General features: G+C 42.2%; 21 protein-coding genes and 1 tRNA gene. 7 read left to right on the forward strand and 15 right to left on the reverse strand.

Going from position 1 to position 23,973, the window contains the following annotated elements:
- Nucleotides 1-54 precede the first annotated feature (54 nt).
- Both ACTJKG_RS03045 and ACTJKG_RS03050 read left to right on the forward strand, forming a co-directional pair.
- On the forward strand, nt 55-945 hold the full coding sequence (locus tag ACTJKG_RS03045) for a hypothetical protein (protein ID WP_440738315.1): 891 nt from the start codon (nt 55-57) through the stop codon (nt 943-945).
- A gap of 243 nt (nt 946-1,188) precedes the next feature.
- Nucleotides 1,189-1,839, forward strand: coding sequence for a hypothetical protein (locus ACTJKG_RS03050; protein WP_440738316.1), 651 nt, complete (start codon nt 1,189-1,191; stop codon nt 1,837-1,839).
- Between the two features lie 66 nt (nt 1,840-1,905).
- Here ACTJKG_RS03050 and ACTJKG_RS03055 read toward each other — a convergent pair whose 3' ends face one another.
- The 4 genes from ACTJKG_RS03055 to ACTJKG_RS03070 form a co-directional block, all read right to left on the reverse strand.
- On the reverse strand, nt 1,906-3,426 hold the full coding sequence (locus ACTJKG_RS03055) for a serine hydrolase (RefSeq protein ID WP_172334325.1): 1,521 nt from the start codon (nt 3,424-3,426) through the stop codon (nt 1,906-1,908).
- 152 nt (nt 3,427-3,578) lie between these two features.
- On the reverse strand, nt 3,579-5,681 hold the full coding sequence (locus ACTJKG_RS03060) for a glycoside hydrolase family 97 protein (RefSeq protein WP_440738317.1): 2,103 nt from the start codon (nt 5,679-5,681) through the stop codon (nt 3,579-3,581).
- A 257-nt stretch (nt 5,682-5,938) separates the two neighbouring features.
- Nucleotides 5,939-6,592, reverse strand: a complete 654-nt coding sequence (locus ACTJKG_RS03065; protein ID WP_440738318.1) for a hypothetical protein — start codon at nt 6,590-6,592, stop codon at nt 5,939-5,941.
- Between the two features lie 201 nt (nt 6,593-6,793).
- On the reverse strand, nt 6,794-7,831 hold the full coding sequence (locus ACTJKG_RS03070) for a DUF4097 family beta strand repeat-containing protein (protein WP_172334322.1): 1,038 nt from the start codon (nt 7,829-7,831) through the stop codon (nt 6,794-6,796).
- Nucleotides 7,832-7,992: 161 nt separating this feature from the next.
- Here ACTJKG_RS03070 and ACTJKG_RS03075 point away from each other — a divergent pair, with 161 nt between their 5' ends.
- Nucleotides 7,993-9,162, forward strand: a complete 1,170-nt coding sequence (locus ACTJKG_RS03075) for a M23 family metallopeptidase (RefSeq protein WP_440738319.1) — start codon at nt 7,993-7,995, stop codon at nt 9,160-9,162.
- Between the two features lie 53 nt (nt 9,163-9,215).
- Here ACTJKG_RS03075 and ACTJKG_RS03080 read toward each other — a convergent pair whose 3' ends face one another.
- The gene (locus ACTJKG_RS03080; protein WP_440738320.1) at nt 9,216-11,024 is read right to left on the reverse strand and encodes a glycoside hydrolase family 2 protein; all 1,809 of its coding nucleotides are present in this window, start codon (nt 11,022-11,024) and stop codon (nt 9,216-9,218) included.
- Nucleotides 11,025-11,239: 215 nt separating this feature from the next.
- Between ACTJKG_RS03080 and ACTJKG_RS03085 the strand changes: the two genes are divergently transcribed.
- Nucleotides 11,240-11,833 carry a DUF308 domain-containing protein gene (locus ACTJKG_RS03085; RefSeq protein ID WP_440738321.1) on the forward strand — a complete coding sequence of 198 codons (594 nt, stop codon included), beginning with the start codon at nt 11,240-11,242 and terminating at the stop codon, nt 11,831-11,833.
- A gap of 38 nt (nt 11,834-11,871) precedes the next feature.
- Entirely contained in the window at nt 11,872-12,459 is a 588-nt protein-coding gene (locus ACTJKG_RS03090) for a Crp/Fnr family transcriptional regulator (RefSeq protein ID WP_440738322.1), read from the forward strand.
- A gap of 268 nt (nt 12,460-12,727) precedes the next feature.
- On the opposite strand, the gene ACTJKG_RS03095 is transcribed toward ACTJKG_RS03090, so the two are convergent.
- The 8 genes from ACTJKG_RS03095 to ACTJKG_RS03130 form a co-directional block, all read right to left on the reverse strand.
- A complete protein-coding gene (locus ACTJKG_RS03095; protein WP_440738323.1) occupies nt 12,728-13,606 on the reverse strand; it encodes an NmrA/HSCARG family protein in 879 nt (292 codons plus the stop codon).
- 117 nt (nt 13,607-13,723) lie between these two features.
- The gene (locus tag ACTJKG_RS03100) at nt 13,724-14,305 is read right to left on the reverse strand and encodes a Crp/Fnr family transcriptional regulator (RefSeq protein ID WP_440738324.1); all 582 of its coding nucleotides are present in this window, start codon (nt 14,303-14,305) and stop codon (nt 13,724-13,726) included.
- 86 nt (nt 14,306-14,391) lie between these two features.
- Nucleotides 14,392-14,826 (reverse strand): VOC family protein, encoded by a 435-nt coding sequence (locus tag ACTJKG_RS03105; RefSeq protein WP_440738325.1) that lies wholly within the window; start codon nt 14,824-14,826, stop codon nt 14,392-14,394.
- Between the two features lie 349 nt (nt 14,827-15,175).
- Nucleotides 15,176-15,865, reverse strand: a complete 690-nt coding sequence (locus ACTJKG_RS03110) for an alpha/beta fold hydrolase (protein ID WP_440738326.1) — start codon at nt 15,863-15,865, stop codon at nt 15,176-15,178.
- Between the two features lie 160 nt (nt 15,866-16,025).
- On the reverse strand, nt 16,026-16,607 hold the full coding sequence (locus tag ACTJKG_RS03115) for a Crp/Fnr family transcriptional regulator (RefSeq protein WP_172334312.1): 582 nt from the start codon (nt 16,605-16,607) through the stop codon (nt 16,026-16,028).
- A 94-nt stretch (nt 16,608-16,701) separates the two neighbouring features.
- Nucleotides 16,702-18,033 carry a serine hydrolase domain-containing protein gene (locus ACTJKG_RS03120; protein ID WP_440738327.1) on the reverse strand — a complete coding sequence of 444 codons (1,332 nt, stop codon included), beginning with the start codon at nt 18,031-18,033 and terminating at the stop codon, nt 16,702-16,704.
- 204 nt (nt 18,034-18,237) lie between these two features.
- Complete coding sequence (locus tag ACTJKG_RS03125) at nt 18,238-19,113, reverse strand: alpha/beta fold hydrolase (RefSeq protein WP_440738328.1); 876 nt, start codon at nt 19,111-19,113, stop codon at nt 18,238-18,240.
- Nucleotides 19,114-19,320: 207 nt separating this feature from the next.
- A complete protein-coding gene (locus ACTJKG_RS03130; RefSeq protein WP_440738329.1) occupies nt 19,321-20,730 on the reverse strand; it encodes a DUF3943 domain-containing protein in 1,410 nt (469 codons plus the stop codon).
- 178 nt (nt 20,731-20,908) lie between these two features.
- Here ACTJKG_RS03130 and ACTJKG_RS03135 point away from each other — a divergent pair, with 178 nt between their 5' ends.
- Nucleotides 20,909-22,000: an MBL fold metallo-hydrolase gene (locus ACTJKG_RS03135; protein ID WP_440738330.1), complete on the forward strand. Its 1,092-nt coding sequence runs from the start codon at nt 20,909-20,911 to the stop codon at nt 21,998-22,000.
- Between the two features lie 134 nt (nt 22,001-22,134).
- Here ACTJKG_RS03135 and ACTJKG_RS03140 read toward each other — a convergent pair whose 3' ends face one another.
- Both ACTJKG_RS03140 and ACTJKG_RS03145 read right to left on the reverse strand, forming a co-directional pair.
- Nucleotides 22,135-22,557: a hypothetical protein gene (locus ACTJKG_RS03140; RefSeq protein WP_440738331.1), complete on the reverse strand. Its 423-nt coding sequence runs from the start codon at nt 22,555-22,557 to the stop codon at nt 22,135-22,137.
- Nucleotides 22,558-22,779: 222 nt separating this feature from the next.
- A tRNA-Met gene (locus ACTJKG_RS03145) sits at nt 22,780-22,852 on the reverse strand.
- A 146-nt stretch (nt 22,853-22,998) separates the two neighbouring features.
- Between ACTJKG_RS03145 and era the strand changes: the two genes are divergently transcribed.
- Nucleotides 22,999-23,877 (forward strand): GTPase Era, encoded by an 879-nt coding sequence (era, locus tag ACTJKG_RS03150; RefSeq protein WP_172334305.1) that lies wholly within the window; start codon nt 22,999-23,001, stop codon nt 23,875-23,877.
- Nucleotides 23,878-23,973: the final 96 nt, after the last annotated feature.

Raw genomic sequence — 23,973 nt, forward strand, 5'->3', positions numbered from 1 at the left:
AATCTTTATATTTAGCCTGCCTTCTCTAAGAGGCAGGCTTTTTTATTCTACCTGATGAAAAAATTTATAGGTTTTTGTTTAGCGCTTGCCACGGGCATATCCCATATCTATGCCCAATCTATCGAAAAGAAATTGCAGGTATCCCTGGGCACAGGATATCAGCAGCAAAACTTTCACTGGTCAATAGCCGGTAATCTGAACGGTCAAAATCCCAATATTTATTCGGAGCTTAAATGGCAGCACCTGGGCGGGCAAAATATAGCCGCCAATGTACTGTGGAACGTGCGGAAACGTTTTTCCCTATATGCCAGCTATAGCCGGCAATCTATATCATCAGGATCGGTAACTGATACCGATTATGGAGCCGATAACCGTACCAACCCAACCTATCACGAAACCTTTAACGGCGATAAAGGGAATACCTCCCTATGGAATACAGGAGCGGGTTTTATCCTCATCAACAATGAGCGCTTTAGCCTGATACCTTATGTGGGGTATACCATGAGCAAGCAATCATTGCATTTGCTGGATCGCACCGGGAACTTCCCCGATCTGAACAGCACTTACCAACCCAACTGGAAAGGAGCATTTTTAAAAGTAACCTCGTCTGTGCGCATCATCAAAAATTTAAAATTCGCCGCAGATGTTATCTACAACCAGGTTAACTATAACAGTAAAGCCAACTGGAACCTGATCCAAACCTTTCAACACCCGGTTAGCTACCGCCACCATGCCAGCGGTTATGGTATCGATGTGGGCGGGCAATTTGTGTATACGCTATATCGTAACTTGAGCGTACATGCAGGGGCCGGGTACTTTAACTGGCAAACCGGCACCGGTACCGATGAGCTTTATCTAAATAATGGCCAGGTTGATAAAACCCAGTTAAATGAGGTTGTCAACAGTGGCTTTAGAGTAGAGGGCGGGATAGGGTTGGCCTTTTAATAACCCATGATTAGACATAATAAATAATATTAAAGAGGGGCTGTCACCCTGGGCACCGTCGAAGGGTTGAGCGCAGAGGCCTACCCACCATGCTTCGACGGGCTCAGCATGACACCCTATTTTGAACAAATATCTAATTACTCGTTTTAGCGGGGCTTGTTTTGTAATAGTGCAGTTACATGCATTATTATATTAAACCCTTTTATTATTTATAACTCCTATAATACATCTAATACGAGTTATATGACCTTATTCAAACCATCTCCCAATTTCAGTATACCAGGCGAATTAAAATATCTGGCCTTATCGGTATCCCTCTTTTTAGTTACCGGCTGCGGTACAACACTAAAAACGGTTACCCCAACCCAGGCCGATCATCCTTACAAAAAAATAGCGCTCACAGTTATCAATACCCACGGCGAGCTCCGGGATTTTAGTAAGCAATCATTCGATAGTATTGTGAATCCTGTTTTTAACAACCTGAAAGACATGCAGATCCGAACAACGCTGGAAGAGATGTTTACACGCAAGCTATCCTCTCCGGCAACAAGCATAATTAAATCTTCGGATGTATTCAAAATACATGAAAATGTTTCCTATAACGATTATTTGAACAGGCTGCAGAGTAGTGGCGCCGAAGCTGTTTTGATTATTGGCTTAAGTACTTCCTGGGGTTCACAAACGTCAACAACCCATCATAATGATACGGTAACGGGAAGCAATCCCAATTTCTTATTTCTTTATTACCTGGTCGATCTGAAAACAGCTCAACAGATTTGGCTGGGTAATGACAGGGTTATATACCGGGCAGAAAATGTATCAGCCGGAGATGTTAACCGGGCATTATATAAATCAGGGTATATCAGTAAGCCGGTATCCAACACAGCTAACTAGAGTGATCAGTTTATAAAAAAGCCGTTGCAGGAAATCAGCAACGGCTTTTTCATGATGTTTTATCTATTAATTCTCTTTCGTAAACAAATACGGATCATACTCTAACCCATCATTTACTTTAATTTCTGTAGAGACTACTTTACTGCCATCGGTTTTAAATTTTAGCGGAAAAATACCATAGGCCAAATTGTTGTAGGCCAATATCCACTCGCCATTGTCCATATATTTCAACGACGCAGTAAGGTACTGGTGGTTGCTGAATTTTATCAACAGGTCTTTTTTGTTGACCGATATATCCATTTGTCCGTAAAGCGGGTTTTGATATTTACCGGCGTAAGCAGCAAGCGGAAGTTCAGTAGCCTTCCCTTTTACACGCGCCAGCATATCGTTGGTTTTCTTTACGGTTTCCTTCTGATCGGGGTTAAAGGATTTCAGCATAGCCAGGCTGCGATCAACATAAGGAACGCCCAAGTAGGCATCCAGGATCTGGTAGCGCAGGGCTTCAAAAAAGCTTTGATTATCGTTATTGGTTAAAATGGTTATCGCCAGTTTTTCTTCGGGTACAAAGCAGGTATTGGTTACAAAACCATTTGCGCCGCCGGTATGCCAAAAAATTTGTTTACCGTTATAATCAGCCTCAAAAACACCTAAGCCATAGCCCCTGAAATGAATAGGATATACTGTTGAAGGCCTGCTGCTCACAATGGTATTTTCGTCGCGGGTTTTTTGAAGGGCCTTCCAGGCAATGATCTGTTTGCCTTCATAGCGGCCGCTATCTAACTGCATGGTGAGCCATTTGGCCACATCTTTTACGTTACTTACAATACTGCCTGCAGGCGCCAGGTTATCTACCTGATCATACGGCAACTCAACCATTTGGCCGGTAAAAGCATTAGTATATGGTTTCGAAACGCCTTTACGCGCAGCCATACCCGCAGTTAGCGGATAGGTATTGCTCATGCCCAGCGGGGTAAGGATGCTATCCTGAACATAAGTTTCCCAGGGTTTGCCGGTCACTTGCTGGATCACCTGCCCCGCGGTTAAAAAGCAGCTATTGCAATAGCCAAAACTCTGTCTGAATTCCATAGATGGTTTCAGGAGTTTCATCCGGTTCATAATTTCCTGGCGGGACAGGGTAGTGTTCCAGAAGGTAAAATCACCCTGGAAGGTTTTTGTGCCTAAATGATGTCCCAGTAAATCTTTTATGGTAAGCAAAGGTGTGGTAGAAGCATCATACACCGAGTAACCCGGGAAATATTTGGTGATCTTATCATCAAGCGACAGTTTTTTATCCACATCAAGCTGCGCCAGTGCCGTACCGGTAAACAATTTACTGTTGCTGGCTATCATGAACAAGGTGTTTTCGTCAACCGGTTCATTGGTTTTGATATCCCGAACACCGTAACCTTTCATGATCACGGTTTTACCATCTTTCACAATGGCGATGGCCAAACCCGGAAGGTTCCAGTCTGTTAAGCCTTGTTTAATATAGGCGTCGAGTTTGTTTTCAATAAAATCCGGTTGTTGTGCAAATGTTAAAGTAGCAGCAAAAAGGCCCAATAACGTTAAAAAGGAGAGTCTCTTCATTTCGTTTTCAAAAAATGCAAGATAGGAAAAAACCGGCGCAGCAAAAATCGGGTGATATCGATAGGGTGAATCCCGCACAAAAAAACCCGCTATGAATAGCGGGTTCCACTTAACCAATATATTTCGATCACTTATCTCCCTGCGCTCATCCTTTATTTGATACTGATGGCCATGCCGCCACCAGAGGCAACAGGCTGTTTCAGTATAGTTTTAGACGTTACTTTGATCTTCCGTATAGCATAGCTTTTCGGGTTTTTATCATAACTGGCATCCTTACCATCGGCATAAATGGTTGCCTCATACGTTTTACCTTTGGGCAGATACTCGAAGGAGATATTGGCTACGCGCGGGTTTTCGTCGGTAATACTGCCAATGTACCACTCGTTTTTATTTTTGGCTTTACGGGCAATAGTGATATAATCGCCCGGCTCTGCTTCCAGTATATGGCTCTCATCCCAGTCAACAGCAACATCTTTGATAAACTGAAAAGCGTCCATGTATTTATTATAAGTTTCGGGCAGGTCGGCAGCCATTTGCAGCGGACTATACATGGTTACATACAAAGCCAGCTGATGCACCAATGTGGTGTGTACAAATGATTTATTATCCGGATTGTAAACACTGCATTGCGTTTCGAATATACCCGGGGTATAATCCATCGGGCCACCCATGAGCCGGGTGAAGGGCAGGATGGTGGTATGATCGGGATTGTTGCCGCCAAAAGCTTCATATTCCGTTCCACGGGCAGCTTCATTACCAATCAAATTGGGGTAGGTGCGGCACAGGCCTGTGGGCCTTATGGCTTCATGCGCGTTCACCATAATTTTATAGTCGGCGGCTTTGGTAATATCATACAGGTAATGATTGACCAGCCATTGCCCATAATGGTGTTCGCCCCGGGGGATAATCTGCCCAACATAGCCACTTTTAACGGCGTTGTAGCCATTCTCTACCATAAACTTATACGCGGTATCCAAATGGCGCTCATAGTTGCGTACCGAGCCCGATGTTTCGTGATGCATGATGATCTTGACACCTTTTTCGGCGGCATAGCGATGCAGTTCTTTGACATCAAAATCGGGGTAGGGGGTTACAAAATCAAATACAAAATCCTTGGTTTTGCCAAACCAGTCTTCCCAGCCCTGGTTCCAGCCTTCAACCAATACGGCATCGAACCCGTTTTTGGCGGCAAAGTCAATATACTCCTTTACATGCTGCGTAGTAGCGCCGTGCTTGCCGTTGGGTTTGGTTTTGGAATAATCGGTTATGCCCAGCTGTACATTTTCCAGATCAGTATAAGCCCAGGTACTTTTGCCGGTGATCATTTCCCACCACACACCCACATATTTAATGGGTTTTATCCAGGATACATCTTTGTATTTGGTTGGCTCATTTAAGTTTAAGATCAGTCTTGATTCCAGTATGCCTGCGGCTTTATCACTTACAATCACGGTACGCCAGGGCGATTGTGTTGGTGCCTGCATATAACCCTTATCGCCAATGGCATCGGGGGTTAAAAACGACTCGAGCACAAAGTTCTTATCATCCAGGTTTAACGACATGCAGGAGTAATCAACCAAAGCAGCTTCATGTATGTTAATATATAAACCATCTTTGCTTTTCAACATTAACGGTGTTTGTACGCCAGTTGGCGAAAAAGTAGTTTGCGATACATTGGGTGTAACCGCAGCTTTCATTTTACCACGGATCTCTGACAGGTTGGAGGTCACTGTTTCATACTCCTGCGTATCAAAATCACCGGGCAGCCAAAAAGCTTTATGGTCGCCGGTTAGGGCAAATTGGGTGTGTTCTTCTTTAATGATAAAGTAGTTCAGGTTTTTCTGCGACGGGAACTCATACCTAAAACCCAAGCCATCATTAAATAAACGAAACCGAATGCGGATATACCTGCCCTGAACGGCCTTTTGCGTTAAGGTTACCAACAGTTCGTTATAATGGTTGCGGATAGTTTTTTCTTCGCCCCAAACCGGGTTCCAAGACTCGTCAAAGGTGCTCTGTTCTGTTTTGGTGATGGTAAACCCATCCAGGAATGACGGTACATCTTTCGTTTCCAAACCAAGCTTACTGGGTTTTATCACTTCCCTCTGTTTGTAATGAAGCTGATAGGTTGGCACGCCGTTACCCAGCAGCTCAAATTTGAGCGTGAGGTTTTTATCGGGTGAGGTAATTTCCTGTGCCTGTACAAAAAGCACAGCATAAAGCATAAGTGCTGCAATGAGTATAGATCTACGCATATTTTAGAATTAAAAATTGGCTTGATTAATTGGTTATCAACAAAGTTTATCATCCTATAAACAGCGTCATATTTATTTATTTAAAATATAAATGATTTATTACATAATAAACTAACTATCAATTTATTAATGATAATAAAATCCATTTTTGACTAAATTTTTATAAATAATTTTACACCTTTTGCGTAATCAGAAAAACAAAAAAGCCATAAATCTGCTCGATTTAAGGCTCCATTGTGATTGGTTGTAGGGTTTAATTATTTTCCGAATACGTAATAGATAGAAAGGGATAAGCTATTTACCAAGCTTAAATTAAAGTCATTGGATGATCCCTGGACATAGCCTTTGCTTTTCTGATGAGCATAGCTCAGGTCGGCTAAACGGGCGGCAAGACCTATATTTTTTGCAGGATAATAAACAAAATCAAGGTTAAGACCGCCTCCATAATAGTCAATAGTGCTGTTGCTATTGTTTATGGGGTCTGTGTAATCAGATGTTTGCTTTACATTTTCATAACTGAAGTATGGCCCGGTACGGATACCGATTTTATCGTTGTATAAAAAATATTTCCTCAAAAATATATTTCCACTGAAGCCCTTACTTGTTGATTTGGTTGCTGTACTAAGAGCCGGATCATATTTTGTAGTAGACTGTCCATAGCTTAATGATGTTCCTATGTCCAGCTTATCTGCAATAAAATAACTGTAGCTGGGTGCTACACTGAATGAAGTTTGTTTGCCTTTGGCATTAGTATTATAAGTACCAGATACACTATTATAGTAACTTGTATTGGAGCTTTTAGTATCTACACTAAAACTGAGCCCAATACTTTGGTTCCCTTTTTCTGTTTGTGCTTTAGCTGATTGGAGGGCAATAACTGATAGTACTACCAGTAGTAGTTTTTTGTACATAAAATTGTGTTTGAAAGGTTAATGTTTTTGTATAAATCGGGGATATGACAACGAAAAGATTAGTTGGTTTAACCGGCTAAATATTATAATATTTAAAATGCTAATATTCTGTGCTTTAAATTTTTAAGCTTTGAACTAATAACAAAAAAGAAGGGGCCCGCTGATCGGCGGGCCCCTTCTTTTTTGTTATTAGTTATGCTATCAGTTAAACCTCACATTTACATTTCCGCTTGATGCTTCTGCGGTAACCGGTGCACCGCCGCCGTTCACGCTGCCTTTTACATGATCTTTTTCCCATTCACCGTTAAAGCTATTTATTTTATCGGTGGGCTGTACCCGGTTGCCCCGCAAATCGAGATTAAGCCCTTGCTTTAGCGGCAGTTCCAGGTTAATATTTCCCGAGCTGGCTTCCAGTTTTAAATATTTACCAACTCTTTTTATTTGCGCATTCAGACTGCCCCCACTGGTTGAAGCGCTTAGGCTGCAATCCATTTGTTTGAGGTCGATACCGCCACCAGATGTACTGGTGTTCAGTTCGCCTGTTATACTGTTGCCATGTATGCCGCCGCCACTGGTATTGGCGTTGATGTTTCCATTCAAATTATCTAATGTTAAACCGCCGCCGGATGTTTCTAACCTGATCTTACCTGTGCAGTTTTTGGCAATAATACCACCACCACTGGTTTCGAGGTTAATATCATTTCCGGAGTTGGAAACGCTGATGCCGCCGCCGCTGGTTTCACCACGTACTACGCCGTTAAGCCGGTCTATATTCAACCCGCCACCGCTGGTGGTAAAGCTTTCGTTGCCTTTTAAATTGTCAAGGTTGATACCCCCGCCACTGGTTCTAAGATCTGTGGATGTTTGTTCCGGAACATATATTTTAAACGATATGCTCATCTGTCTTTTCCAGTCAGAAAAATTATGCTTGCTTTTTGCAATGGCACGAACTTCGTGTCCCGAAACCGAAACACTCAGGTCATAATCTTCATCCAGGCGTTTTTTGATCTCTTCTTTTGAAAGATCGCGACCGTTATTCCCTTTGATGTAAACTTCCACCCGCGCGGCCTCGCCGCTTCTGCCGCTTACCAAAATACCACCGGCCGATGTATTTACCACAACCCGGTTAATGGCATCGCTGGCTAATGATTTGGTAAGATATGGTGTCCTGCTATCATCCTGCGCCAATGCAGTAGTTGTACTACAGGCCAGTGCAAATAGTAAAAAGTATGTTTTCATGTGATTTGATATTGGTTTATTTCTTACATAAGACCACACCTTTACCAAATACGTTGCATCCGGATCAATATTTATTTAGTCGGATCATCAATCCGGTTGAATATATTTGATGGCTCCATTTTAATTATGCTAATTTTAGTATCAACAATTAGCCTAATTAAATGTCCGCGAAAAACAAGTATATCCTTTGTACTATCATTGCGGTTATATTATCGCAAGGGAAAAGCCATGCGCAGCAATATCAAACCACGGTTGATATACGTGTGCCTTTTGTGCCTTCTCCAACGGTTATCAATGGCAAACCATGCATTTACTACGAGCTCAACATCGCCAATTTCGCAAAAGATTCCTTGAGGCTTAAAACGCTCGAAGTGCTAAACGCTACCGACTCATCCACTATTTTCAATGTTGATGAGCCCCGGTTAAAATCCCGAGTTAAGCGATTGGCGATATCCCCAAAAGAGAATAATCTGATATTACCGCCGGGCTCATTTGCTGTAGTTTACCTGGAGTTTAATTTGCCATCCAAAAATACCGGATTGCATTTTGTTCACCGGCTTGAATTTGATCTGTTGAATGGGAGCAAAACAACACGGGTTTCCATAAAAGGGGCCTCGATATCGATCGGAGCAGAAGCCCCATTGATCATCGGGCCACCATTAAACGGCGGACCATGGGCTGCCATTTATGAACCGTCGTGGTTAACCGGGCACCGTCGTGTTTTTTATACTATAAACGGAACAGCCCGGCTGCCCGGGCGATTTGCCATTGATTTTATAAAACTGGATAATAATGGCCGGTATGCTGTCCATAATGAAGATACCGTCAGGAATTGGTACGGCTACGGAAATGATGTGCTGGCGGTGAGTGATGGCGTTGTGGCTTCTGTCAGAAACAACTTTCCAGAAAGTTCAACACTTTCCGGCTATCAGTCCCCACCGGTAGAAAATGCTACAGGTAATTATATCTCTATTAAAATCGGTAACAATCAATTTGTGTTTTACGAGCATCTGAAACCCGGCAGTATAAAAGTTAAACCCGGCCAAAAGGTAAAAAGGGGAGAGGTGATTGCGTCTCTAGGTTTTACAGGGCAAACAACCGGCCCTCATCTGCATCTTCATATAGCTACAAAAGATTCGCCATTAGGGGCCGAGGGAATCCCATTTGAATTTGAGCATTTTAAACTTTCAGGCTCTTATCCTGATTTATCCACTTTTGGAAAAAAAGTGTGGATGCCCCTGGTAAAACCGGCATGGGTAAGCAAAGAACGGCCTGCACCAAATTCGGTGGTTGTGTTTGATAAGTCATCAAAGCAGATATCATCGCATTAGGGGATAATAATCCTAATAAATATGATAGGCCCCTTTGCTTTTCGCGGCAAGCCTTAAGGCGTCAACTTATAGCTTTCTTTAATAACGGCTTCATTCACTGCCTTAACCCGTTCTATTTCCATTTTTTCAACAGCCCTGTCATAAGTAAGCACGCCGTTCACCTCATGCTCTACATCGGTTGTTTGGGTATAGATGGCTACGCTCAGGCCTTTGTACTTCATCAGCTGTTCAACCTCGTCGAGCAAGAAAATGTATCTGTCGGTCAGCCTTGCTTTGGTTGGCTCATAGTCATAAGCGTTATTAGCTACCGGCCACATATGATCGCGCACAAACAGGCCCACACCACCAAACTCGCCTAATGATGCGGCCCGGTGTTGGTCGGGAACCGAGGCGCCGTACGGCCCCACATAAATATGGGTATCTACATAATCGCCATTACCCGGGTCGCCATAAGCTTTCTGATAAGATGGGTTATTATTAAAGCCCGAGTTGCCATTCACCAGTCTTGATGGGTCATATTGCTTCACCCAGTTGGTTATATTTTTCACATCAAACGCGCCCCAATTTTCATTAAAGGGCACCCAGGTAATGATGGATGGCGAATTATAATGCTGATCGATAAGCGTTTTCAACTCCTTCCTGAATTCAGTCCTGGTTTTGGTAGTATCCTCATTCTGATACCATATGGCAGGCATATCCTGCCAAACTAATAAGCCTAGTTTGTCGGCCCAATAGTAAAACCGTTGCGGTTCGGTTTTCATGTGCTTCCTGATGAGGTTATAGCCAGCGTTTTTGGTAAACTGGATATCAAATTTGAGTGCCTCTTCTGTGGGGGCGGTCAGCACACCATCGGGCCAATAACCCTGATCAAGCAGTCCCAACTGCATGATGAACTTACCGTTGATTAAAGGCCGGGTAACGCCATTAACCTTGCTCAATTTAATATCGCGCATGCCGAAATAGCTTTTTACCTTATCCGTCACCTTGCCATGAGCATCCTCCAGGCTGATAGTAAGATCATATAAAAAAGGATCATCGGGCGACCAAAGTTTTGGCGTTTTAATAGGCAGATAAAAGTAGGTGCCATTGGTTGATATTGCTTCCGAAACTACTTTGTTTCCATCAAGAGCTGCCGCGACTATTTTTCCTTCGCCTTTGGTATTTACCAGTACTTTTAAGCGGCTGCCAGTCAGATCGGGCAACAGGCGGATGTTTTCTATATGCGCTTTATTTACCGGCTCCAGCCATACGGTTTGCCATATGCCCGAGCAGAAGGTATAATCGCCCCGCGGACCGCTCTTGCCGGATGGTACCCGACCGTCATTCAGATCATATGCCGCCAAAACCAAGGTGTTTTTTCCACTGGTTAAATAGGGTGTGATGTCAAAACTAAAAGCATCATAGCTGCCCGCGTGCAAGCCTGCTTTATGTCCGTTCACAAACAAGGTTGCCTGATGGGCCACGGCATCAAAATGAATAATGACCTGCTTGCTTTTCCAATCAGCCGGAATTACAAAACTGCGCCGATACCACATATTGATCTCCTGCTTACGCTGAATACCAGATAGCTGTGATTCCGGGCAATACGGTACCTTTATTTGTTCGGCCTTACTTTCAAAGGATATGGGCTTTTCAGGATCGAGCGCGCTGGCAACATCTTTTCCTCCCCGATAATCCCATTTTCCATTCAGGCACAGCCAATCACCGCGTTGCAGTTGTGGCCGTGGATAGTCGGGAAACGGAACTTCGGCATCCAGGGCAGCTTTTGTCCACCGGGTGGATAGGGTGGGCAATTGAGCAAATAAACAGGAGCAATTAATGATGAGCAGAAATGATGCTAAACAAATCCGGGACTTATACATGGTTATTGGTTTTCGGGTGGAAATCCAAACTTATTAAAATAAATTTAGTTGAAAGTTGAGGTCGAGCACTAATGAAGGCGCCACCAATTGAACAGATGCTAAAATGAGACGATTTGTATGAACTTTGAAACAATATGGAGATATCGGTTTTCACTTAAGTGAAAAAATGCAGTTTCATTAGCGGCTACATTTGCTTCAAAAAAACAAATAAAGTCATGAACTCATCCATTGATTCTATAAAAAATACAGACTCAACAAGCCCTGTTCAAACTGCCCGGTCTTTGCGCAGCCTTTACTTTGCACGCGTTGCATTTTCTGTTATCTGGGTTATCCTCGTTTCGGTTTTCGCCAAAACCAATTTTGGTATCGCCTCCATCCTTTTTATTATCTACCCGGCCTGGGATGTTATTGCCACCTGGTTTGATATCAAGGCCAATCCGCCTCAAGTATCAAAAACGCCGCAATATGTAAACATTGCTATTGGTGTTATCACCACCATTGGCGTAGCGCTGGCTTTGCAAAAGGGTGTTCCGGCGGCGCTGGTAGTTTTTGGCGTCTGGGCTATCGTTACCGGTCTTATACAATTGATACTTGGCCTGCACAGGCGAAAGGAATTGGGAGGCCAATGGCCAATGATCATTAGCGGCGGGCAATCAGTACTTGCAGGCGGCGCATTTATTGCCATGGCAAAATCGCCCACAATGGGCATCAGCAATTTGGCCGGCTACTCGGCTTTTGGCGCTTTTTATTTTCTGCTCGCTGCCATCAGATTGTCAAAAACTATAAAAGGGACTGCAAACGCAGCCTGATTATTTATTATACTTGCTAAAACGTAAATCCGGCTGCTGTGACCGAACCTCATGAAATACTGAAAGCGCATTTGACCAGTTTTGCCACTTTAACCGAAAAAGATATAGCCAACAGCATATCCTTTTGGAAACCCCGCAAAATAAAAAAGGGCGACTTTTTCAATATGCAGTACATGGTTTGTAACGACCTTGGGCTGGTGGTTAAGGGCATCTTCCGGATTTATTACAGCCGCCCGGATACAAGCGAGGAAACGAATATCTTTTTCTTTTCAGAAAATCAGTTCATCGTTTCGTTCCGGAGCTTTATTACCCGCAACGCGTGTCATTATTTTATCCAGGCGATGGAGGATTGCGAAATAGTATATATCAGCTATCATGACCTGATGAGTTTGTATGAAACGCATCCCAACTGGGCCAAATTTGGGCGATTGCTTGCGGAGCTGTTTTTTACCTATTCGCAATCCCGTGCCGAGGAGCTATTGTTTTTTTCGCACGAACAACGCTACATCAGACTTTTGGACGAGCACCCCAATATTATTAACCGTATACCTGCATATCATATTTCCTCGTACCTGGGTATCAAGAATCCATCTTTAAGCCGCATCCGGAAAAGGATACAACGATAAAATCATGGTTTACACTTTTTATGGTTTACATTTTTACAACTATTTATTAATCAGTATATTATAATTTAAAAAGATCAAATATCACGGTTACAGTGTAAACCATAAAATATTTCAAAGCCAAAAGCCTCAAACACTTCTATTTGAGGCTTTTGGCTTTCGTAGCCCTTACTGGGTAAATCCCAAACAATTTGTAATTAACATTCGTTGGATTGATAGCAGGCCAACTACAGCATAATTCCCTTTTGTTGAGCAACTCGTTTTCTTTTTCTCAATTGTTTTTACTCAGCCATTCCTGGAGCGGCACAAATTTATGGGTGGCGGTTTCTTTTGCCAATTCAATTCGTGATGCTGAATCGGGTCCCATATAAGTGTGTTTTTCAAAATACCCGAACATCTCGGCTAACTCCTTTGCTCCTTCAAAAAAAGTTGAAAATATTTCAGCTGGTACTTGTGAAAAGCTATACTCTTTGCCATTGGCTTTATAAGCTTCTAGGATATCATTAAAACTGTACAATCCGGTTGCCAGGGCAAGGTAATTACCGTTTCCAACTTTTTCAGGTTGCAAAAATGCACCGGCGACTACTTTTCCCAGGTCATTAATGTCCGACATGTGAATCGCTTTTTTTGTTGGGTCAATCGGTAGTGTCCAACCGGTTGTGCCATCTTGTTTTGGCTGTGGGCCCATCATCCCAACAAGATTTTGATAATAAAATGGAGGCTGAACAAATGTTACATATTTGAACCCTGCACTTTTTACCAGATCATCTACCTTAGCTTTGCCACTAAAATGAGGCACTTCAAATCCTGCCTCACTAATGAGCTCAACATCCGGAAGTGTTGACCAAATAAAATGTTGCACTCCCGTTGCTTTTGCCGCTTCAATGGCATTTTTACCCTGGGTGATTTCGTCGGCACCTTCCCAAAAGTTGGTTACCACAAATACACCATAAGCATTTGTAAAAGCCTCTTTTAAGGATTGCAAATCTTTTAGATCTGCATAAACTGCTTCATTTGCTTGGCCTGTATATGTTTCCGGATTACGGGTTATTGCTTTCACATTAAAAGAGCCTTCATTTACAAGGGCATTTACAATACCCTTACCTTGTGCACCTGTTGCTCCAATTACTACTATTGTTTGCTTTTTCATCTCTTTGTTTTTATGATGTAAAATTGCAACAACAGCACAGCCCGGAACGATGAGAAATGATAAAAAAAAGCGTTGATAAATATCAACGCTTTTGTAAAATCAAAGTTGGAATAGCAGTTATTTACTTGCTTGTTTTCTAATTCTGCTTAAAGTTTCTTTGGTTATGCCCAAAAAAGAAGCGATGAGATGTTGCGGAAATCGTTGAATAAATTGAGGGTGGTTATCGGCAAATTCTTCATAGCGTTTTTCTGCTGTATTACTAATGGTTGAATTCAATCTTCGCTGAGAAACGATGAAACTTCTTTGGTCCATTAATCTTGTCATTTGTCCAAATGAAGGTACCTTTTCTATCAAATCCAGCATGTCTGTTACTCTGGCAATAAGTAGTTCGGTATTTTCCCAGGCATCAATATTAAATCTTGATGGAGTAAGCATGAGCGCACTTTCACGGTCGCTTGCCCAATAGTTTTCAATGTATAATTGTACAATATGCTCCGCACCTTTGTCATCTACGCTGTATTGTCTCATAGCACCTTTTACAATAAAACCAACGTATTTACACACATTGCCTTCTTCCAAAAAGTATTGCTTTTTCCTGAGTTTTTTGGGCTGGAAAGCCGCTACAATTAACGCTTCTTCATCACTTGTAAGTGGCGACGTAGCGCGCTCCCTGATGTATGCTAATAGGTTTTTGTGCACCGATTTTAATGATTATTAAATTGAACCTAATGCAAAGATATATTTCCCTGATGCAAGTTAGGTGTTCGCTATTTTCTCTGTTAAATTTATCCGTTGTAATTTGGGTCAAATTCCACAATCCATTCAATACCATACTTGTCTCTAAACATGCCAGCGTATGTACCCCATGGACTGTCGCCAACGGGGCCTTCAATATCTCCACCTGCTGATAGTCCGTTAAATATTTTGTCTGCCTCTTCGCGACTTTCTGCACTAACTAATATTTTAGACCTGTTTTCGCTTTCGTTTACCCGTCCCATAAATTCTGGAATGTCATTGGCTATTAACACATTGTGTTTGCCAATTGGCAAGGCAATGTACATTATCTTGTTTTCATCATTTCCTGCTACCGGAAATTCAGCGCTTGCTAAGTCCTTGAAGCGGATAATCTTTGCGAACTCGCCGCCAAAAACTGATTTATAAAAAGTGAATGCTTCTTCGGCATTTCCGTTGAAGTTGATCCATGGATTAATTGTTCTCATAATTTTTATTTTATAATATTTATTTTTCTGCTTACGCTCCTCGGTTTCAGCCTGTGGCCGGTGTTATCACCGCACCACCAACTTACAAAATATCCCAAACACAAAAAAGCCTCCAATCTTTCGATTGGGGGCTTTTAACTTTCGTAGCGGGAGCTGGATTACCCGCTGGTTTACTTTTATGTAGCATGGATCAGCAATCATAAAGGCGTAACCATTGTGCAGGCCTGGCCTTATGCGTTAGCCGTTTTGACCGGTGCGATTATCCTGGCATATATCATTTTGAAATGGTACGATGAGCCCGTTCGTAAATGGCTGCGAAAAAAATTGGGCTAAATAAAAAAGTCGCTTGCTACAGCAAGTTAGGCCGTCGTTTGGCCTCACTATATTTATCTTCCAGTCTGTATAAAATATCAACCAATTTATCCGGGCGTTCTTTCATCACATTGTGCCCGCAATGTATGGTTTCGACGTGCCAATCAGGAGAATCTTTTAAGTTCTCATATTGTTTAACAAATGGCGACTGCTCCCAACCACTGAGATAAATGAATGTACGGTTAAGCACCTGTTCATAAATTCCATTCAAGTTTAAGCTTTGCATGAATGTTGCCAGCGGATGCGGTCTTCTTCGATCGTCTAACCCGGGTCTGTCTGCTACCGTGAAACCGTCATTGCCGGCTCCTGTTACAAAACGTTGCCGGTATACTTCACTCGTCAAACTCCAGCAAGAGTCTCCATCTTTGGGAATGTAGGCATCAATATAAACCAGTGCATGTATTCTTTCCGGAATTTTATCTGCAACACCTGTGATAACCAGTCCGGCATAGCTATGGCCGCATAAGATCACATCCCTAAGGTTTTCTTTTAAGAAGACATCTATGACGAACTGGATATGTGTATCTAAATTGATGATCCTGTTTGGTATGCCCACTTGTTCAAGCCCTGGTAAGGTTAACGAAATACACTTTTTTCCTAACCGTTCCAAACTTTCAGTTATCGGGTCATAAACCCAGCTACCGTGCCATCCGCCCGGAATAAACACATATGTTTTTTCATTTTTCATAAGCGTTTGCTGCTTCTAGTTCTTTGATCTCGTTCATTTTTTATCATTAATTGATGACGAAACAAAGATGGTTGCAGATAACCTAAACAACACATAAGGCAACTTAAGAAATACCCTTAAGGTAGATTAAGAGTAAGGCCTATTTTTTCAGGAGATCTTTACGAACTTTACTCAAGAACTCAGGGGTAATACCCAAGTATGAGGCAATTTGTGTATTTGGAAGCCTCGACAGCAGGTGGGGGTATTGCTTAATGAAAGCAAGGTAGCGCTCTTCGGCCGTTGAACTGATGGCCTGTAAAACCCTGTTCTCTGTTTCAACTAAACGGTTTTCTATAATCACCCTGAAATTTCTGTCGAACTTAGGGTTACTATCATACAAATGATAAAGATCAGGCTTGGAGATCTGGAATATAACTGATGGCTCTATGGCTTCAATATAAACACGGCTTGGCTTTTCCAAGTAAAAGCTAACAATCTCCATAAGCCAGTCGCCCTCGGCAGCAAATTGCAGATTATGTTCTGTGCCCTTATCATCCACCTGAAACTTTTTGAAACAACCTTCAGCTACAAAGGTATAATGCTTGCAAATATCATTTTCCTGTAATATGAATTGCTTCCGCTTGATCTTTCGCTGGATAACCCGCCCCGCCAGATCTTGCTTTTCCGCCGAATTAAGTGGCAGATAATTATCGAAATTTGAAAATAGCTTTTCTATAATCACAGGTTCTTTTGTATGTGTTTTTGTGAGTCAATTTAGTAAAGAAAATATAAATGCAACTGATATTACCTTTCAGAAGATGAGTTGGCGCATTAAATTAGTCGATTTTAGTAAATAGATGGGTAACTCCATTTTGAATTACAGTGAACGTTTTTTTAGCCGGATCAAATTGAAAAGTAGCGTTAGTTGGAGCGAAAGTAAATTTGTTGTCGCCCTGGGCTTCCAGTGGGTATGCACCCTGACCATCGGCTTGTTCAAAGAGCATAGCATTCCTTTTAGTTATAACAATTTTCAAGGGAAATGTGGGGCAGGAATATTTACCGAGGTATTGATCGAGATCAGTTGTTTTTAGCGTAATGGTTTTAAACTCCGGGATTGTAAATGGCCTGTTAAAATAAATGCTCAATGCCCCCCGTACCACATCAATATAGGAATATCGTGTCCCATTGGAAGTATAAGCTATCGCTACCCTCTCTTCTGGAAAATACATCAATAAACTGTAAAATCCATCGATGCCTCCGGTATGTCCATAACCTTTTTTATCATAAAACGGCGTAGCTAACATGCCCATACCTAAATTGTCCCTCATCGTTTTCATCTGCTCTAAGCTCGCAGGGCTAATCAGTTTGCCATCAAAAAGCGCATTTATAAATTTAACCAGATCGGCCGGCGTAGAAATAATAGCGCCAGCGCCACCAGGAATACTCATATCTGTTTTGGGCATTTGTGTCCATTGCCCTGTGTAATTGTAAGAGTATGCTACGTTTTTAGACCAATTAGCTTTGGTGCTATAATAAGTTTCTGTCAAGCCTATTTTTGAAGTAACGCGTTTTTTTAATTCTTCAGCATAAGGTTTACCCGTCAATTTTTCAATAATATAACCCAGCAGCACAAAGTTAGTATTGCTGTATGCGGCCTTTGTATCCGGTTCAAAATCAGATTTCTGCCCGGCAAATATGGCAGTCATTTCGGCTTCCGATTTAGAGCTGGTCATATAGGTTGCATAAAGCGAGTCGCTCGTAAAATTATGGAGTCCGCTACGGTGTTGAAGCATTTCTCTTATCGTGATCTTCCTGGCATTGGGGAGCTGTGGAAAATACGTGGACAAAGGTGTGTCAAAGCTCAGCTTACTCTCATCAATCAGCTGAAAGATCATCGTTGCCGTAAACATCTTGGTGATAGAGCCTATCCGGTATTTTGTTTCAATAGTCGCCGGTGTTTTTAATTCTTTATTTACCTGGCTATAACCGATGGCGTTTTGATAAACCAAGCCCCCGTTTACAGCTATAGCGATACTGCCCATGTTTTGGTCTTTCGTATTCAGCGCGACAAAAAAGCTGTCTAATTTGGCTTTATCGAAATTCTGTGCATGAGTGCAACTTTGTAAAATAAGAAACAGCAATAAAAGACTGGCTATTTTTTGAATCATTGCGTAAGTGTTTAGAAGATTAAAGATAGAATTTAATTGTTTGATAAAACCAGCGTTAGTCCGCATTTGAAGTACCGGGATTTAACAGATATCGAATTCATTCATCCCATTCAATGCAAAAAGCCCCAAATCTTCCGATTTGAGGCTTTTGGGTTTCGTAGTACGCTTGAAAATATTTATCGGGGCTACGCGATAAGATTATGTTTACTTTAAAAAGCCATCCAGGTAACCTAATATGGTTTTAGTCTGCATCATGAGGCCAACATGGCTCTGCGCGGGCACAACGGCCACGTGCGATTTTGGCATTGGAGCCAGATCGGCAGATATGCCCCCTCCCAGTAATTGATACGTCTTCATCAGCTCCACTTTATCCAGGCCATCGTTATCGCCCGAGATGATCAATACCGGCGCAGAAATTTTGGCGACATTGGCATCTCCCAAATCGAATGGGGTTCCGGCAAAAGCGATCATCTGTTCCAGGAACTTTGTCCATTTTGTTTTGTCGGGTGCCACCGCGTCATAGGCCGTTTTCATGGGAGTATTTGTTAAATATTCGGGCTTCATATTTTTAAACGCGTTAGCTATTTCGGGCCTCCAGCCGGTGCTTTTATAAGTAGAAGATATGATCACTAATTTCTTTACCCGTTTAGGGCTTTGTATAGCCACCTGGTAAGCTACGGTGCCGCCAAAACTATATCCTACCACATCGGCACTGTCAATTTTCAAGTGGTCCATTACGCCGGTCACATCGCTGGCTAAAGTAGTATGCGCTAATTTCCTGTCTGAGAATTGTGTATGTCCGTGTCCCTGTAATTCAATAGCAATTATTTTTCTTGTTTTTGACAGTTCGGGAATCAATTGGCCCCAATTGCCTTCAATGGTCATAAAAGCGCCGTGCAGCAAAACAACGGGCCTGCCTTCGCCATATACTTCGTAATAAACTTTGATGCCGTTAACAGGCACATAGCCGCTTTCGGCAGGTTTAAGCTGCTGCGCTTTTGACTGCAATACTGTAAAAAAAAGCAGGGCCATTATTAACATCGGGTTTAGGATATCAGATCCTTTAAATACTCGTTTCATAAAATGTTATTTAAATTAATTTGATTGACAATACAAAGATGGGCGGCCTTACAGGTTTTTATGCTGTGCCAAAACGACAAATTAGGGGGCTGATTACGACTTCTGCCAGATTGCAACATCCGACTATCGAATATAAACAAAAAAGCCCCAAATATTTCGATTGGAGGCTTTTAACTTTCGCAGGACCAAGCAGTCAATGCCCTTTATTTAAAGATTTACCGAATATTTAAACGACCCTTTGAAGTACGGATAGTTCTTGAAAATATCAGGGTAATCCCGATATCTGCCCGATAAAGAATAATAGCCCGGCTCGGCACATACCGAAAGACCTTTGATCAGCGTGTAACTTAATTCACCGGATACAGTATGCAGAAAATAATGAGAGGAATTACCATTTATAGTTGCCAACCAACCGCCCCGGTAATATAGGTCGAAAAATAATTTGCCCGCTATGTTAAAAGCCGCGCTGCCATTGACTCCCCAACCCATGGTATAATCATAATTCCGGCCATTGGGGGTAATGTACTTATCGGGTGCGGCGCCGAGTATAATTGGCCCCATTCCGAGTGTGGTATTGATAGTAAGTTTCTTTGAAACATCAAATTCTGATAAAAGATTTATCCGTACACTTTGCCCGCTATAGAAAAAAGCCACATTACGTATATAATCGTAATTGGCAGATAATATAGCCAGGTGCTCTACCGATTCGGTCGATTTGATTTCCCAGCCCGCTAAAGATCCATAAACACTCACAATGTTAACCTTGGAGCTGTCGTCCTGCCCTATTTCGGTATTGATCAATATATTACTGAAGGGGGTTCGGTAATTTTCATGTGGGTCACCATAATATATCTTCACATGGCCATACCAGCCGCTGTGAACCTGATTGCTAACTTCAATACTTCTGATGCCGGCATTGAATTCTGCTATTATTTTTGTAGAATCCTTGAGAGACGTGTTTGCCGAAACTTTACCCCATTTACCATCTAATATTCGCGAAAGACCGTTCATCGGATCAACCAGCATCCCTAAAACCTCATTAACCTGCCTCTTAAACCCCCTGCTTTCATTATTCACGATCCTGTTTGATAAACGATAAGTCATCTCTCCTAAAACAGCCCCTCCAAAACCCGTGTTGATGAAATCGTTTGGTGCCGGTGGTTGATTTTCGGCGTAGGTTTCCCAAATATAACTCCCCGCGAAACTTGCAGCTGCAGACTCCCAGAAATTATAGCCGTTTGTGCGGAATGAATTAAAGAAAAGGCTGCCATGATAAGGATGCCCGAATTGATTGGTTTGAAGCGGGTCGTTGTCGAATTGCCAGCTACCGGGGTTTAAATTGTGCCCTATTGTTTTGAACGATATCTGGGCGTAATCTTTTTTTGTAATATATTGATCAAAAGCCTGAGGAAGCAGTTCGGCCAGGCCAAACTGCAGCGCAGCATGACCGAATTTTTTTTTAACCAATAACGAATCAGAAGGAAGAGACTGGTGATTATTCTTTAAAGTTCTTTCAATTATATGAATCTGTGCAAGAGAATTATAAGACCCGGTTAACAGGGCACCGCAAATCAGAAGTGCTGCAAATAAAGTTCTTTTTGGGTTATTTAAGCTCATTTGATGGATCGGTGCGTTGTGACGTGGCCTGATAATTTGGTATTTGTTGTAACATCCAATAATTAATTTGGTTTTTCCTTGTAGTTAAATAACCCGGGAGAAAAGGTTCTTTTTTTCCTGGTTCTTTGTCGAAGAAACAATCATCCATGTTTCCCGTTACTTTTATTCTACTAAGTGTATGGCGAAGAATTGTTTATGGCTAACGATCACCGGGTTGTTGCTGATGGTAATTATTGGTTGTGGTTTGATAAAGTCAGTAGGCAGAAACCCAAGGGGGGAAGCGCTTGCCCGGCTGGATACGTTGCCTAATTACAAAAATGGCAGTTTCGAAAACTTTGCAGAACAAGCTAATTCGGCAAACAGGCATAACCGGTGGCTTTTTTTGCGCCGCCGCCCTAAAACCATCAGGCCTTCATCTCCACTGCCATGGGTTAAAACCGATCTGAAGGCCATGGTTGCTTCCGCGCCCATAATTGTTTGGTTCGGGCATTCATCCTTACTAATCAAAACCGGGCAAAATAATATACTTATCGATCCTGTTTTTAGTAACCATGCCGGGCCTGTTCCTGGGTTAGTTACAGCATTTCCGGGTACTGAACATTATCATGCCGGGGATATGCCGCCTATTGATGTACTGATCATCTCCCACGATCATTATGACCACCTGGATTATCGTACCCTGAAAAAACTAAAAGACAATATTAAAATGGCAGTAGTACCAATGGGTGTTGGCTCAGATTTGGTGTATTGGGGATTTGACCCTAAAAAAATCATTGAACTAAACTGGAACCAATCAATAACGCTGCCTGGTGGGCTCAAGTTAACCGCGACACCTACACAGCATCGTAGCAATCGTACCTATTCCCGTGCAAATAAAACACTTTGGGCATCTTACGTGATACAAGCAGGTAAATACAGGCTGTTTTACGGCGGCGATGGTGGTTATGGTGCATATTTTAAGCAAATCGGAGAGCGATATGGCCCATTTGACCTTGCCTTGCTGGAATGCGGGCAATATAGCCCCAATTGGCCATGGACGCACTTATGGTTTGAGCAGGCTGCCCAGGCTGCCGTTGATTTACATGCCAGCCTGCTACAGCCCATTCACTGGGCCAAGTTTGTAGAAGCTGACCAACCCTGGAACGAGCCTATAAAAAAGTTGTTACCCGCTGCCGAAAAACTGGGCGTTCCGGTAAATGTTCCGCATATAGGAGAGCCTTATACCTTAGGCACCCCGCCGAAGAAAGTAGCCTGGTGGGATTTTGAATAGCTTATAAGCCGGTGTCCTGCAACTATGACTGTAAATTACATCTAAACGAATAAACAAAAAGCCTCAAATATTCCTATTTAAGGCTTTTAACCTTCGCAGCGAAGGTTAAATAAGAATAAGATTTTAAATACCTTTTATTTAACCTTAACCCAAATTTCCTGGTCAATGGTGAGGAAACGGGTCGTCTTACTCTTATCCCTATTACTTCCGCCAAACCTGATCCAATATGGTCTACCGAAATGACGGGTATGAAATTCGTACAGATCGGTGGGGTAAAAGCTTATTGCTGTGCCTTGCCCCTGAAGTTGCTTTAACACAATACCGCCATTGGCAGGAGTTATCGTTACATAGCTATCCATATATTGGTATTTTCCGGCAACCGCTGCCAATTGAGCGGTAGTAAGTTTAATAGGCTTTTCATTTATCTCCTTATTGTCTTTTGGCTTTGATTGTTGGGCGTTGGCAAAGCCAACATTCAGATAAAGAGCTAATACAACGGGCAGTACAAAAAGATATTTGGATTGTTTTTCTCCTGGGTTTTGAATATTGTATTTCATTTTTATGGATAGGCTTGGGTTGATAACTCAAATATAGTCAACAGGACTGGCTTAATAAAACGTTTTACTAAATAATCCTATAAATCGTGCTCATCAATAATTTTCGCTGCCTGAAGGTTAATGACTGTCTATTACGAAAATATAATATACCTTTTAGGCGGAGGTAAAGAAATTCGGAATAAAAAAGCCTCAAATCTTTCGACTTGAGGCTTTTAACTTTCGTAGCGGGAGCAGGACTCGAACCTACGACCTTCGGGTTATGAGCCCGACGAGCTACCAACTGCTCCATCCCGCACTGTTATTCTTATATGTTGCGATCCGGTCATAACTCCGGAAAGTTCCTTCCAATTATCAAAAATGCAATTTGCACTCCGTTTTAATTGGACTGCAAAGATATAATTCGTTTCTTTGCAGTGCAAATATATTTTTAATTATTTTTTTATGAGTCATCAGGCGGGTTTTGTAAGTATAATTGGTAAACCCAATGCAGGTAAATCAACCCTTATGAACGCCCTTGTTGGCGAAAAAATGTCTATCATCACCCCCAAAGCGCAGACTACCCGTCACCGTATTTTGGGAATTGTTAATACCGACGACTACCAGATCGTGTTTTCGGACACCCCCGGCGTTATCAAACCGCACTACGCCCTGCATGAAAGCATGATGCACCAGGTGGATGGCTCCATTGTGGATGCCGACCTTATTTTGCTGGTTACTGACATTTACGAAGAATTTGACGAAACAGACGTACTCAAAAAACTGGAAGGTTCATTAGCCCCTGTTGCCGTATTGATCAACAAAATTGACCAAAGCGATGAGGAAACAGTAAAAAAGAAAGTGGAATTCTGGCAGGAAAAGCTTAAACCAAAAGCAATTTTCGCGATATCGGCCCTGCTGGAGCACAATATTAAAGCCGTTATGGATTTTGTGGTAGAAAACCTACCAGAGCACCCGGCATATTATGAAAAGGATGCGTTGACCGATCGTAACGACCGTTTTTTCGCGTCGGAAATGATTCGCGCGCAATTGCTTAAACAATACAAAAAAGAGATTCCGTACAGCGCGGAGGTCATTGTAACTGCATTTATTGAAGGCGAAACCCTGCACCGCATCAGCGCCGAAATTATTGTAGAGCGCGATTCGCAAAAAAATATCATCATTGGCCAGGGTGGCAAAATGCTTAAAATAGTGGGCACCTACGCTCGTCGTGATATGGAGGAGTTTTTCCAAAGAAAAGTTTTCCTGGAAATGTTTGTAAAAGTGATACCCGACTGGCGCAGCAAAAAAAATTACCTTAAAAAATTCGGATACGAGGGGTAGACCCTTAGAATCAAGAGGCAAGAATCAAGACACCTTCCTGCCTCTACAATAAAATTTCATTTATATCATAGAACAGGAATTTAAGATAAATAGATT

Source organism: Mucilaginibacter sp. 22184, assembly GCF_052045695.1.
GTDB lineage: Bacteria > Bacteroidota > Bacteroidia > Sphingobacteriales > Sphingobacteriaceae > Mucilaginibacter.